The sequence below is a fragment of the Desulfotalea psychrophila LSv54 genome (assembly GCF_000025945.1).
Taxonomy (GTDB): Bacteria; Desulfobacterota; Desulfobulbia; order Desulfobulbales; family Desulfocapsaceae; genus Desulfotalea; species Desulfotalea psychrophila.
This window is the reverse complement of sequence record NC_006138.1, coordinates 718274-732392: the sequence shown is the minus strand read 5'-3', so window position 1 is coordinate 732392 and position 14119 is coordinate 718274. Positions and strand designations below refer to the sequence as shown.

Here is a 14119-nt window from a genome sequence, read left to right as displayed (position 1 = left end):
TGTTTTGCCATTGTAAAATTGTAAAAGTCACTTATGACTCTGTTGATTTTCGATATATCACGGGCAACTGTCATCCCGGCACGACACTATAGCCTCCTGCAGACATCCCTCTCTCCCTCATTTACAAATTTTTTTTTGTCCTGATTATTTATATAGCTCATGAAATGGAAGTTCTTCGCTTTGATGGTGTCAGCCTTGATGGAAGCAAGGTCAAATCTAATGCTTCAAAAGATAGGGCTCTTAGTTATGGGCGAGCCTGTCAACTTGAAAAGCAGTTACAAACAAAAATTGAAATATTGCTGAATAAAACAGAAGAGAGTGACAACAGCAGATTGCCAGACGCGAGGATCGTCTTGAAAAAATCAGATAAGCTAAAATAGAGATAGAGGCTCGTGCATCTGCCAGCCATGTTAAAGAGCAAAAGGCGTATGCAGAAAAATTGGTAAGACGAAAATAAAAAGAGAATAAACAGGGAGTAAACCGCCAGAAAAACCACCCACAGCACCGCTTCCAAGCGGGCTAGCAATTGAGGAATTACATCGCTTTAGAAAAAAATATCGGTGTTACCTGCAGATACCTGTTATTTTAGTGAGCCTAACTATGAGCTTCTTGATCGAGTTGGTATAACTAGCTATGTGGCTACAAGCAGAATAAAGCACAATAAATATCTGGATAGCATGTTCCCGGCCGCTCAAGAACATAAATGCCCGGAGTTTCCTCCAAGTACCGGACAGACAATGCAACAGCGATTACCTGCCAAATCTGCTGCCACAAAACCGACAGATTCCTAGGCCAGGACAGAAAACCCATACTCGGCAGATTTATCTGCCAGTTCATGTAGATGAACACGCTGCACCTGAGCAACCAGCGCTTCAACAGAGCTTGCAACTGTTCTATTTGCTAAATCAAACTGAAAGCCACAGATGAACTCCACCCCACTGCCGGTTCTTATCTTGGAGAGATGTCTCACCCTCCCCCCTATGCTGAGCAATAATTTCTGATCCAGATAGACCTTTAGTCGCAACACATCATCAACTTTGATCCTTTTCTGTTCTAGACGGGAAAGAAAAAAACTAACACCCCCGGCACTGATATCAATAATACGGGTTTCTATTGTTGGGCGCTTACTGCTTGCCTGAACAACCAACATCAACTCCATTTTTTTTGCTACCTTAGCTCGAAATTCCCGGGCCTTGCGAACAATACGCCCTATGGAGGGAAAACCCAGACGAAACAGAGGAACTCCATCCTGATAGACAACCTCCTGAAACTCTGCTGCAACCTCAACAGCATAAAACGAAACAAAAAAACGAAGAATAACATAACGGCTGTAACGCAGGGCATAGTTCCCCATACCAGGCTCTACGGGAAACATGATGACATGAGAGAGATTCTCAAGATAGCTGTTCTCCTTATAAGCAGCCTCCTCTTGTTCCTCTTGTTCCTCTTGTTCCTCTTGTTCCAAGGGCGGAGGAGGATCATCGTGAAGATGGCTGAAAAATACCCGAGGATTATTATCCAACTGCACCTCAACCATTTTCCCATCGAGTAAGGCTGAATGCAGATAGGGTAATATATCCTTGGCTTCAATAAATATATCACCAACATCTATCATTTCGTCTATTAATTCAGCTGTATACCTCTCATTTGGAAAGAAAATATTAGCTCTGCGGTGTACCTTTTCTATAAGGGCTGGAAATGACATAGATTTATTTTATTTTTGTTATTTTCAGTAAGGGGCAAAGATGTCAGTGGATGCCTGGAACGCTATTGTGACCTCTTTGTTAGTAATATCTTATAAGTAAACAGATTATACACTAGCCATAAGCCCCTCTATCTGCAAGGCAGTTCTGTAAATTATGACCATATTTTATCGACTTTTCTATACGCCCAGGTCTTTACCGATAACTCCTCACCGGAATAGTAAAGGCATAGAGGCCTGCTCTGCGAATTTAGGCCCCCTTTTTATGGTAGCTATTTAAAATCAATAGGCAAATGATTCCCGCAAGAGATAGCCTGGTGTCTGCCCTGCTACTTTTCCTCTATCCCTCCTGCGAATATAGGGGGTTATATAGAACAGATAGGATATAATGGCTGAGAATTACCGCTTAGAGATCTCGTGATGCCGAGCCAAAGGCAAGGTCCATCATATATAGTTTGCAACTCAACCAAAATAATCCTATGACAAACAACGATATATTACGTCGAATTCGCTACACCTTTGATTTTAGTGACCCCAAAATGGTAGAAATTTTTTCTGCAGCCGACTTCGTAACAACACGAGAAGATATACACAGTTGGTTATTAAAAGATGACGACACCGCCTTCAAAAAGTGTAAAGACAGGGAGATGGCAGCCTTTCTTAATGGCTTTATCAACTATAGAAGGGGAAAAAAAGAGGGTGCACAGCCAGAGATAGAAAAACGTTTAAACAATAACGCCATCTTCATGAAACTGAAGATAGCCCTCAACCTCAAGGCCGAGGATGTGATAGAGATTATGGCCCTGGCAGAGTTCAATATTAGCAAGCATGAACTCAGTGCCCTTTTTCGTAAGGCGGACCATAAACACTACCGAGAGTGTGGTGACCAGGTTTTACGCAATTTTTTAGTCGGATTACAGCTACGACACCGCCCCACCACCTAAGAACTGGACTGCTTACCTTTCATAGAGCATAAGAAAGAGAAAGGTCCCATCCCACTCTGTGGGATGGGACCTTTTTTCTCTGCTTAAGAGAAGACTACTAAATTATATCGGCAACAGCCTCCCGTTCAGCCTGAAGTTCAGCCTCCGTTGCCTCTAGCATCGCCCGTTGAAAAGAGGAGAGTTCAAGACCTGCTACCTCCCGCCAGTCACCGTCTTCACAGATAACGGGCAAGCTAAACATTATATCTTCATCAAGGCCATAGCTGTTGCCCCTGCTATAAACCCCCATACTTACCCATTTACCACCGGAACCAAGCACCCAGTTTCTCATATGATCAATAGCAGCAGAGGCAGCAGAGGCAGCGCTGGAAGCTCCACGAGCCTTTATAACAGCAGCTCCACGTTGTTGAATTATCGGAATAAGATTATCACCATGCCAATTATTCTCAACACCTTTAGCAACCTTCTCACCTGCAATTTCAGCATAGCTTATATCTGGGAATTGGCTCGCAGAGTGATTTCCCCAAACAACCATCTTTTCAACATCACTGCAGTGACAGCCCATTTTCTTGGCAACCTGAAATAAGGCTCTATTGTGATCCAGGCGCATCATAGCTGTTATATTACGAGGATTTATATAGGGCGCGTTCTTGAGCAGAATAAGGGCATTGGTATTAGCAGGATTGCCAACAACAAGTACCTTTACCTCGGGATTTGCCTCGGCACTCAGGGCCTCACCCTGGGTTGTAAAAATAGGTCCGTTGGCCTGAATCAGATCAGAACGCTCCATCCCTGGGCCACGGGGACGAGCACCCACCAAAATAGCATAGTCTGCATCCTTAAAGGCCACATGAACATCATCGGAACAGACAAGACCGTGCAGCAGGGGAAAGGCACAGTCTTCAAGTTCCAGGACCACACCCTTCAATACATCCATTGCCTGAGGGATCTCCAGGAGTTGAAGAATTACAGGCTGGTCTTTACCAAGCATATGACCTGCTGCAATACGAAAGATAAGAGAATAACTAACGTGGCCGGCTGCACCGGTAATAGCAACTCGTACTGGGGGTTTCATAGATCCTCCTCTTAACCATCATTATTCTTATTTTAAGCCATGCCATATAATACCATAGAGCCCCACCACTTCCACAGAGAATAACGCAAACTCATTGCCTTATAAAGGAAGGCATTAATTTTTTCCTCCTCTTTTGCCAAGAGGGGATAAAACTATCCTGTAGCGATAGGGACTATAGTCTTCGAATTTTTTGAGAGGTAATTTTTTGAGGAGGGGGGGAAGGAGGATAACCCGAGATATCGGGTTATCCTTTTTTTGCTATCTTTACCAAGTAGCCATCCTGCTACTTCTTTTCTTCTTTCATTAATTTATAGGTAATAGAGTCGATAAGGGCCTGCCAACTTGCCTCTATTATGTTAACCGAAACGCCGACCGTACCCCAACTCTCCTCACCATCACGGCTCTCGATAAGAACACGTACCTTGGCCTCTGTTCCATACTCTCCTGAAAGAACCCGCACCTTAAAATCGACAAGCTCCATCTCTTCCAGGATGGGATAAAATCGTATAAGCGCCTTACGGATTGCAGAATCAAGGGCATTTACCGGGCCATCGCCACCAGCGGCAGTATGTACCTCCACCCCCCCCACAGAGAGACGAATAGTTGCCTCGGTGAGAGGTGGCTTATCCATGCGATACTTATTATCCGTTACCCGAAAGCCCTGAAAGGAAAAATAGTTTCTCCTCAAGCCCAAAAGCTTGCGCATAATAAGCTCAAAACTTGCCTCTGCAGCCTCATACTGATAGCCAAGGTTCTCAAGTTCCTTAAGCTCCTTGATAATGGCCGGCAAGATAGGATCATCCGGACGAATGTGAATTCCCCACTCCTTGGCCTTAAAGAGAATATTGGCCCGGCCCGCCTGATCCGAGAGCAAAATCCTTCTGCTATTGCCCACCAGCTCCGGAGCAATATGCTCATAGGTAAGTGGATTACGCTTAACGGCACTGACATGGATGCCCCCCTTATGAGCAAAGGCAGACTTACCCACATAGGGTTGATAGTGGTTATGGGGAAGGTTGGCCAGTTCAGTCACCAAACGTGAACAACCATAGAGTCGACTTATGTGCTCTTTTACCCCACAGTCAAAACCCATCTTAAAGACTAGGGCGGGTATAATTGAGGTCAGATTCGCATTTCCGCAGCGCTCACCAAAACCATTCATAGTCCCCTGAATCTGCTCTACCCCCGAGGATGCGGCCATCAGAGCATTGGCTACCGCTGAGTCTGAATCATTGTGAGGATGAATACCAAGACCAACTGTCTCACTCAAACCGGCAACAAACTCTTTTACCCGCTTGATAATGGGAGGGATTTCATGGGGCAGGGTTCCACCATTGGTATCACAGAGGACAATGCGCTCAGCACCACCGGCAATGGCACTTGCCACAGTTTTAAGGGCATACTCTTCATTATTCTTGAAACCATCAAAAAAATGTTCCGCATCATAGAAGAGATGCTCTACATGAGGGCGTAGATAGGCAAGACTATCCTCGATAATTTGCAGATTCTCTTCCAGGCTAATATTGAGGGCATCCGTTGCATGGATATCCCAACTTTTCCCAAAGATGATAATGGCAGGTGTCTTGGCAGCAAGCAGGGCCTGCAGATTTGCATCTTCTTCCGGCCTGTTTTTTATATGCCGGGTAGAACCAAAGGCAACAATCTTGCTATGCTTAAGATCTATCTCTCCAATACGATTAAAAAATTCGATGGTCACTGGATTAGACCCCGGCCAACCACCCTCGATAAAATCAACACCCAGAGTATCAAGTTCCTGGGCGATGCGTAACTTATCGTCGACAGAAATATTAAAATTTTCAGCCTGGGTTCCATCACGTAGGGTTGTATCGTATATTTCAATTCGCATCAAATTCCTCATCATTTAAATCAAACACAGGTGCGGATTATAAAAAAATAAGTTTGCCAGAGACAGCAAGCCTCTAACAAACTTATTCATTTTTCTAAAATGAAAACATTTAAAAAAATTTAAAAATCAATAACATAACTATAAACGCCCTCTTCCAAGCAAGTAGTTACCTTATGTCCTGAGTGATTGAAAATAGTCTGCATTCTCTGGTTTTCCCGTAATACCTCTGCAGTAAAACCTGTGATGCCATTTCGCTTCGCGATATCAGCCAGGAACTTAAAGAGAAAAGAACCTAAACTTTTATTCTGCCATTTATCATGAACCACAAAGGCTATCTCAGCCCGATTCGTCTCGGTATCAAGATAATAACGACCAACGGCAACAATATCCTCCCCATGAGCCTCGGGGACAACACCAACAATAGCCACATCTTTACGGTGATCAATATAAACAAAATCCTGAATCTGCCTATGGGTGAAGTTCGCCTGATGATTCATAAAACGATAGTATACCGTCTCCTTGGAGAGGGTATATACCAGCTCACGCATCAAAGGCTCATCGGTGGGCAGGATGGATCTAAAGTTAATCTGAGTGCCATCGTTGAGCAGCATAGAGGTGCGCATCGAATCATCAGCTGAAACGATAAACTTATCTTCAAATCCTGCCAACTCCGGATGAATATAGTGCGCCTGCACCGCTTCATTAAAGAGCTGCTCACGAAAAGCCGGATGGGCTATGGAAATCAGGGCAATGGCCCGTTCCTGAATAGACTTACCATAGAGATAGGCAACACCATACTCCGTAGCGATATAGTGCACCGTACCCCGAGTAATAACAACCCCTGCACCTGACTTAAGGCCAGATAAAATATTCGATTTCGTCCCCTCAGGATTGGTTGAAGGAATACAGATGATGGTTTTACCCTGCTTGGACCTGGCTGCGCCACGGTTAAAATCAACCAAACCACCAATACCAGAGTAGAGAATCCCCTCAATGGAGTCCGAAGAAACCTGACCTGTCAGATCCACCTCTTGGGCCATATTAATAGCAATCATCTTTGTCTGTTCGCTAATGACAATAGAATCGTTCACGTATTCCGTAGGTCTGAAACAAAAAAGAGGATTATCATCTATATAATCATAGAGCTTCTTGGTTCCCATACAGAGACTGGTAACAATCTTACCCCGGTCACGACTCTTACGGCTACCAGTGACGGCTCCGGATTCAATCAACTCAATGATATTATCCGTTATCATCTCGGTATGAATACCAAGATTTTTCTTATTCTTTAAAAACTCAACAACGGCATAGGGAATGCGACCGTACTCCTGAAGCCTACCCATTCCCATCTGCAGGGTTGCTCCATCAGGAACAAGGGCCGCTACATTTTTACCAATCTTACGACTCACCTCATGAGGTTCAGGCAAAATATGCTCAAGCAGTGGCACATCCACCGGTACCAGAATATCCAAATCATGAATATCAATAACACTGTCACTTCCTGTCCATGGCATATTGGGATTTACCTGGGCAACGATCAGTGAGGCATTATCAATTGCACTGCGAACAATATCCACAGAAACACCAAGACTCACCTTACCGGCGGCATTGGGTCGTGTTACCTGAATAAGGGCAACATCAATGGGAATCTGTCCTGAATTAAATAGGTTTGGTACATTGGAGAGCAGAACCGGGGTATAACTACCCACCCCTTTACGTATGGCATCACGCACCTTTTGCCCAATAAAGAAGGCATTTATACGAAAGCTGTTAGCAAATTTCTGCTGGGCATAGGGGGCACTTCCTTTAGTGAAGAGTTGAATAATCTCCACATCGGCAAGTTCTCCGGCACGTTTGGTCATCGCGCTTACCAGCTCGGTTGGTTCTCCACAACCGGTGCCGATAAAAACTCGCTGTCCAGAACGAATCTGCTTCACAGCACGTTTTGCTGTGCTAACCATTTCTTTATAGTTATTTCGCCAATTTACATCATAGTCCATGATCATCACCTTATGATCCGCATATTCAATTTAAAGAGTCTCTTCCGGAATTTCGAGGGTGATACATGCATCTGCAACAATTGGATCACTTCCCACCTCACCGACAATAAAAGGATTAATATCAAGTTCCACTATCTGCGGATAATCCGTTGCCAGCTGACTAATTCTCTGAAGACCGTTTGCAATTGCCACAATATCAACAGCCTTATTACCGCGCCGTCCTTCCATAATTTGGTAAGAGCGAGTGGCTTTAAGCATCTGAATTGCCTCATCCTGGGTTATAGGCGCCAGATGAAAGGTGACATCCTTCATCACCTCAACAAAAATACCACCAAGGCCAAACATCAACATAGGTCCAAACTGTGGATCCCGGTTCATACCGATAATAACCTCAAGTCCCGGATCAGCCATCTTCTCAACATAAACACCTTGAATTCTGGCATTAGGTAGCTGCTGCTTAATCCGCAGCTTCATCAGATCATAACCATCCTGTACCTGCTGAGCATTGGTAAGATTCAGACATACTCCACCCATATCTGTTTTATGAACAATGTCGGGAGAAACAACCTTTAGGGCCACGGGAAAACCAATCCTGCGCGCATACTCCACGGCCTCATCTGCTGAATCAACAAGATAGCCCTCTGGTACATTGAAACCATAGGCATCAAGTATTTTCTTAGCCCTTACCTCGCCCAAACGACGAACTCCGCTGGCCTGACTACGCTGAATTATACGACCGGCACGACGACGATTCACCCGAAAACGAGTAACAATTCGAGGGGGGAGAGAACGCCAACTGGCATGGTTATACATTGCAGAAAAGGCTGCGACTGCTCGTTCAGGAGTCGGGAAAATAGCCAGGCCTGCATCAACGAGCTCATGCATAGGAGGAACATATGCCCCACCACCCATCAGACAACAGAGAAGAGGTTTGCTACCATCCAAAACTTCAGCAATACCAAGAAGTACAGCTTTCGCCTCGGTCATTGCTGCCGGGGTTAAGACAAGAACAATAGCGTCAACATTACTATCCTCTTGAGCTGTTGATATAGCCTCAACATAGAGAGCCGCCGGGGCATCACCCAAAACATAAACAGGACTTTCAATATCCGAATAAATGGGTTTTCTACCACGGAGAGAGTTGGTTTTATTACTCGGTGGTTCAGCTACCTTAAAGCCTGTATGTTCCACAGCATCGGCAGCAATTGTCCCTGTTCCACCGGCATTACTGATAATAAGTACCCGATTACCCTTCGGCAGAGGCTGATTAGAAAAAGCCATGGTGCAATCAAAGAGGTCATCAAAGTTATCGGCTCGAACAATTCCGGCCCGTTTAAAGGCAGCACCATAGGCAGTGTCAGTACCAGTAAAGGCACCGGTATGACTGGTAGCCGATTTTTGTCCCGCTTCACTTGTTCCTGATTTTAAAAGAATAACAGGCTTTTTACGTGATATATGAGTGGCATGTTTAAGAAAATTATTACCATTAACAATATTCTCTAAATAGCCAGCAACAACCTTTGTAGACGAATCTGCGGCAAAATAACTGAGCAAATCGTTTTCTGTAATATCGGCCTTATTACCAACACTGATAAGCTTAGAAACACCAAGACCGCGTTGCTCTGCCTGGTCAAGCATCGCCGTAGCAAGGGCACCTGATTGAGAAAAAATACTAATTCCACCTTTGCGAGGCATTGGCCCGGCAAAGGATGCATTTATCTTCAATTCGGTGTTAATAAAACCAAGACAGTTTGGTCCGAGTAAGCGCGCACCGGATCGCTTGCACAGGGTCAAAACCTCCTGCTCAAGCATGGCACCCTCGTCACCACTCTCTTTAAAACCTGCACCAATGGCAACTATAGTTGTGCATCTCTTGCTCAGCGCATCCTGAACAACATCAATAATAAGATCCTTGTTTACAGCAATAATAGCCATATCAAGAGATTCTTTATACTCCTTAAGGCTTGTGTAAACAGGCAAACCCAGCAAAGTACCTCCGGCAGGGTTCACCGGAATAATTTCACCTGCAAAACCTCCTTCAATAAGGTTTTTAACAATGTCATGCCCTACAGCACCGACCTGTCGTGATGCACCAATAACAGCTATTTTGTTTGGGGAAAAAAGATGTTCCAGCATAATGTTCTCTTAAAAAACTTTAATATGGATTTAATAACCGCTTTCTGTCTCTGTTTATCAAAGTACAGTAGTTGATTAATCTTGCAAGAAAACAACACTGCCTTCTGCAGATTACGGTCTTTTCTAACTTCTGCATATCACTCCTTACAATCCATGACAACAGTCATGAAAAATACGCATGCAACATTTAATTCATTTTTTCATTAATTATATACTATACTTCCCTGCATACCCCTATAGTTACTGTAAAATAATTCTTTACAGTTTTTTACGAAACCCTATAAAGAGAGGCCCCATATGCAAAAAACTATTCTAATAACAGGAGCAACATCTGGATTTGGCAAGGCAACAGCAAAACTTTTTGCAGCTCACAACTGGCAGTTAATTCTCTGCGGTAGACGCCAGGATCGACTCGAAACAATACAAAAAGAACTGGAAAATGTTCCCGTTCATATCGCCCAGTTTGATATTTCTGTGCGAGATGAGGTGGAAGATTTTGTGAGCAATATTCCTCAACAATTTTCCCAGATTGATATACTTGTTAACAATGCTGGCCTTGCCCTCGGCCTGGAGGGCTCAGATAAAGCAGACTTAGATCATTGGCAGACAATGATCAATACTAATATTAGCGGTCTTCTCTATATGACTCGCCTTATTTTACCGCAGATGATGAAAAATAGAACCGGTCATATTATCAATATTGGCTCGGTGGCAGGTAGCTATCCCTATCCAGGAGGAAACACCTATGGTGCCTCCAAGGCCTTTGTCGCCCAATTTTCCCGTAATCTCCGTTGCGATGTCGCAGGAACAGGCATTAGAGTAACCAATATAGAACCAGGCCTTGCCGAAACAGAATTCTCCGCTGTTCGCTTTTCAGGTGACGAAAAACGAGCCAGTAGTGTTTATGCTGGTCATGAAAACCTCTCAGCCACGGATATTGCGGAAACTATTTTCTGGTCTGCCAGTCGACCCGCCCATGTAAATATTAACTCTATAGAAATCATGCCTGTCTGTCAAAGTTGGGCAGCACTTGCCATCGACAAGTAAAAAAGATTACAGGCTAGGAAAACAAAAAAAAACCCTATTTCAAGGAGAAAAAGAGCATGTGTTTCTTGGTCTTTATGTTTTTTCCTTTTAACAGAAAAAAACATACAGAAAGGTGTTGACAGCAGGACCCGATTACCGTATATTCTCGCCCCATACGGAGCACGGTTGATAACAACAACCTCTTAATGCTTCTGTGTTCCTCGGTAGCTCAGTTGGTAGAGCGGGTGACTGTTAATCACCTTGTCGGCGGTTCGAATCCGTCCCGGGGAGCCAAGTACATTCGTTTCATTTATTTGAAACTTTATATAGTCGGGGCGTAGCGCAGCCTGGTTAGCGCGCCTGCCTTGGGAGCAGGAGGCCGTAGGTTCGAATCCTACCGCCCCGACCATCGAATAAAAAGGGAATTAAAGCTTATGCTTTAATTCCCTTTTTTCGTTTCAAGTACCCCCCCCTTACTCCTCCATAAAATCCATCCTTACCACATCAGGATACGGCCTTAAATCAAGGCTGTTGATTATTAATTCAGAGAAAATCGTCAAGCACTGCGTATCGATAATGGCTGATTTTTTTTGCCCAAACTATGTCTGCTGTGATATTCTCACCTTAGCCACTGATTTTCATGAAATAAAATACTAATAGCCAACCAAGGGTTGCTCGTCTGTTTTTCCCCTGCGCTATTCCCACCTGAAAATTTCAGCTATCTCTATGGCAAATGTTAAAGGGCATACCCCCAGATTAGAGGAAGCATATGAGCGACCTCTGGGTAAATGGTAATTTATATTGAGGGAGGAAAGATGCTGATCAATCGAATATTGAGTACCTGGCTTTGCCTGTTACTGCTCAGTAGCACTATGGCAAATGCCTATGATTATCCATTTAAAGATCCATATGTGGCAACGGTACTCAACACGCCTGACGAGTTTGCCGCAGTACTGCCCAAGGAACTTCCCACCAAACTCGAATCAATTGTAATATTTCCTGAGCGAAAGGTGCCGGGAGTGCTCTGGAACATGGCTGAGTTAAACTACTCCTATCAAGCCCAGAAATGTCCGGCCCCCCTTATCTTTTTAATCGCAGGAACGGGCGCGAGTTTTCAAAGTCCCAAAATGAAAATTATGCAGGGGGCCTTCTACCAGGCCGGTTACCATGTCATCTCTCTCTCTTCGCCCAGCTTTACCGATTTTATAGTTTCTGCTTCCACCAGTAGTGTCCCCGGTAACCTGAAAGAGGATTCGGCTGATCTTTACCGAGTCATGCGGGCAATCTGGCAAAAAGTAGAAAAAAATATGAAGGTGACGGAGTTCTATCTTGCCGGATATAGCCTGGGTGCCGCTCAATCGGTGTTCCTCTCCCATATGGACGAGAGAGAGAAGTCCTTTAACTTCAGCAAGGTATTACTTATCAATCCCCCGGTTAACCTCTATAATTCGGTGGTGATAATTGATAACATGCTCGCCAATAATGTTCCCGGTGGGATAGATCACCTTAATGAATTTTACAAGAAAAGGATAAGGGCCTTTACCAAGACATACAGACACGGAGAGTCTATAGAATTTAATGATAGATACCTCTATAGAGCATATCGACGGGAAAAGCCAAAGAGTGATGCCCCCATGGCCGCCCTTATCGGCGTTGCCTTTCGAATTTCTTCTCAAAATATGGCCTTTGCAAGTGATGTAATGACCCAGGCAGGCTACGTGGTTCCCAGGGGTCTTGTCCTGAAACGAGGCGACAGCCTTACGGATTATGCCAAGGTACTCGGCCAGCTAACCTTTGTTGATTATTTCAAGGGAATATTCCTGCCCCATTTTCAAAAAATTGACCCAACGATTACTGAAGAGGAAATAATTGAGCAGATGAGCTTACGTAGTCTCGAAGGCTATCTGCGCAGCTCAGCTAAAATCGGTTTGATTCATAATGAAGACGATATTATCATGCACCCCGGTGAAATTGCCTATCTCAAAGACGTTTTCGGAAAGCGGGCACAAATTTTTCCCCATGGTGGGCACTGTGGAAATATGGCATATCCGGATAATATAGAGGCAATGGTCGGCTTTTTTCAGGATACGAAAGGAGGAAATAATGATAAATAATATAAGATACCAAGCCCTGTCTCTCTTGCTCTTATTTCCAATGCTTCTCGCCGGCTGTGCACAGCCAGCTCTTACCGAACAAACAGCAAAAATCGAACCACCAATGGCACCAATGTACCCCATAAATGAGTATGTTAAACCGGACGTGGTATATGTTGTTGATGATGTATACGATCCCCTTGAAGGTTTCAATCGCTCAATGTATACCTTCAACTACTACTTTGACAAATACCTCTTCCTACCGGTGGTTAACGGCTATGAATTTATCACGCCCAACTATGTTGAAGACCGTGTTTCATGCTTTGTAGACAATATCCTTGAGTTCAATAACTTTATTAACAATTTCTTTCAGCTGGATCCCAAGGGAACCGGGATTACCCTACTGCGTTTTGTGGTAAACAGTACCGTCGGTATTGGTGGTTTCTGGAACCCGGCAACGGATATGGGACTCCTCCGCCAAACGGAAAATTTTGGCCAGACCCTTGGCCACTATGGCGTTGGCAACGGCCCCTATCTTGTTCTGCCTGTACTTGGACCTTCTAATCTGCGTGATACAGCAGGTTTTGGCGTTGATCTCCTCGCCTTCGGCTATTATGGGCCACCAGCATGGATCAGCGAAACGGCATGGGGCTGGAGCTTTGTAGGAGTTGCAGCGATTGATAGACGACACCGCCAATCCTTCAGATACTATCAATCAGGATCACCCTTTGAATATGAGATGATTCGCATGCTCTATACAACAAAACGAGAGATAGAGATTAGTGAATGATGATGATGAATATAACTGCACAAATGAAGAACAGAAATTCATCGGGACGGCAGATACCTCTACCTCAAGGTTTTGCCTTTGTCTTTTCTTTATTTTTGATTATTTTCAATAATTATAGGAGCATTACTCACTTATCAACATAAGGAAAAAGACAAATGGATTCCCTGCAGAAACAGATAGAACAGGCTGAGCTTATACTGGCTGAGTCACAGGAAAACTTTAAGAAAAACCCCGAAGATTATAGCGCCAGACTCCTCCTCCTCAGTATGCAAAACCATCTGGCTGATCTGCACCGGGCTGATCAGGAAAAAGCTTAGGCTGATTCAGCAAGCGCCTGCTGCGCCTATCCGCAAAAAAAAAGAGCGTGTCCATTATGGACACGCCCTTTTTTATCAACAACCTTGTTCATAACTTTCTCCCCCATCCACTTATAAAACAGAGCTGATAGATTCCTCGCACCCCCGCTGATTCTCACGAAATAGAACT

Annotated in this window: 11 protein-coding genes and 2 tRNA genes; 8 read left to right on the top strand and 5 right to left on the bottom strand. The window is 44.3% G+C overall.

Annotated elements, in window-relative coordinates; all coding sequences use genetic code 11:
• Window positions 1–164 precede the first annotated feature (164 nt).
• Window positions 165–380: a hypothetical protein gene (locus tag DP_RS16570; RefSeq protein ID WP_011187910.1), complete on the top strand. Its 216-nt coding sequence runs from the start codon at window positions 165–167 to the stop codon at window positions 378–380.
• A 407-nt stretch (window positions 381–787) separates the two neighbouring features.
• Here the strand turns inward: DP_RS16570 and DP_RS03310 are convergent, their stop codons facing one another.
• A complete protein-coding gene (locus DP_RS03310; RefSeq protein ID WP_011187908.1) occupies window positions 788–1705 on the bottom strand; it encodes a PilZ domain-containing protein in 918 nt (305 codons plus the stop codon).
• 476 nt (window positions 1706–2181) lie between these two features.
• Here DP_RS03310 and DP_RS03305 point away from each other — a divergent pair, with 476 nt between their 5' ends.
• On the top strand, window positions 2182–2646 hold the full coding sequence (locus DP_RS03305) for a YehS family protein (protein ID WP_041277580.1): 465 nt from the start codon (window positions 2182–2184) through the stop codon (window positions 2644–2646).
• A gap of 97 nt (window positions 2647–2743) precedes the next feature.
• On the opposite strand, the gene DP_RS03300 is transcribed toward DP_RS03305, so the two are convergent.
• The 4 genes from DP_RS03300 to acs form a co-directional block, all read right to left on the bottom strand.
• Entirely contained in the window at window positions 2744–3721 is a 978-nt protein-coding gene (locus DP_RS03300) for a malate dehydrogenase (protein WP_011187906.1), read from the bottom strand.
• A 283-nt stretch (window positions 3722–4004) separates the two neighbouring features.
• Complete coding sequence (gene cimA, locus DP_RS03295; RefSeq protein WP_228130163.1) at window positions 4005–5588, bottom strand: citramalate synthase; 1584 nt, start codon at window positions 5586–5588, stop codon at window positions 4005–4007.
• A 119-nt stretch (window positions 5589–5707) separates the two neighbouring features.
• Window positions 5708–7588: a bifunctional acetyl-CoA hydrolase/transferase family protein/GNAT family N-acetyltransferase gene (locus DP_RS03290; RefSeq protein WP_041278286.1), complete on the bottom strand. Its 1881-nt coding sequence runs from the start codon at window positions 7586–7588 to the stop codon at window positions 5708–5710.
• Between the two features lie 30 nt (window positions 7589–7618).
• Window positions 7619–9724: an acetate--CoA ligase alpha subunit gene (gene acs, locus DP_RS03285; RefSeq protein ID WP_011187903.1), complete on the bottom strand. Its 2106-nt coding sequence runs from the start codon at window positions 9722–9724 to the stop codon at window positions 7619–7621.
• 297 nt (window positions 9725–10021) lie between these two features.
• Between acs and DP_RS03280 the strand changes: the two genes are divergently transcribed.
• The 6 genes from DP_RS03280 (at window position 10022) to DP_RS17845 (ending at window position 13950) form a co-directional block, all read left to right on the top strand.
• Window positions 10022–10771: an SDR family oxidoreductase gene (locus DP_RS03280; RefSeq protein WP_011187902.1), complete on the top strand. Its 750-nt coding sequence runs from the start codon at window positions 10022–10024 to the stop codon at window positions 10769–10771.
• Between the two features lie 197 nt (window positions 10772–10968).
• Window positions 10969–11044 (top strand) — tRNA-Asn (locus DP_RS03275).
• A gap of 37 nt (window positions 11045–11081) precedes the next feature.
• A tRNA-Pro gene (locus DP_RS03270) sits at window positions 11082–11159 on the top strand.
• 406 nt (window positions 11160–11565) lie between these two features.
• Entirely contained in the window at window positions 11566–12864 is a 1299-nt protein-coding gene (locus DP_RS03265; protein ID WP_011187901.1) for an alpha/beta fold hydrolase, read from the top strand.
• Window positions 12854–13633, top strand: coding sequence for an MlaA family lipoprotein (locus DP_RS03260; protein ID WP_011187900.1), 780 nt, complete (start codon window positions 12854–12856; stop codon window positions 13631–13633). The genes DP_RS03265 and DP_RS03260 overlap by 11 nt, the downstream gene beginning before the upstream one ends.
• 155 nt (window positions 13634–13788) lie before the next feature.
• Window positions 13789–13950 (top strand): hypothetical protein, encoded by a 162-nt coding sequence (locus DP_RS17845; protein ID WP_011187899.1) that lies wholly within the window; start codon window positions 13789–13791, stop codon window positions 13948–13950.
• Window positions 13951–14119 lie beyond the last annotated feature (169 nt).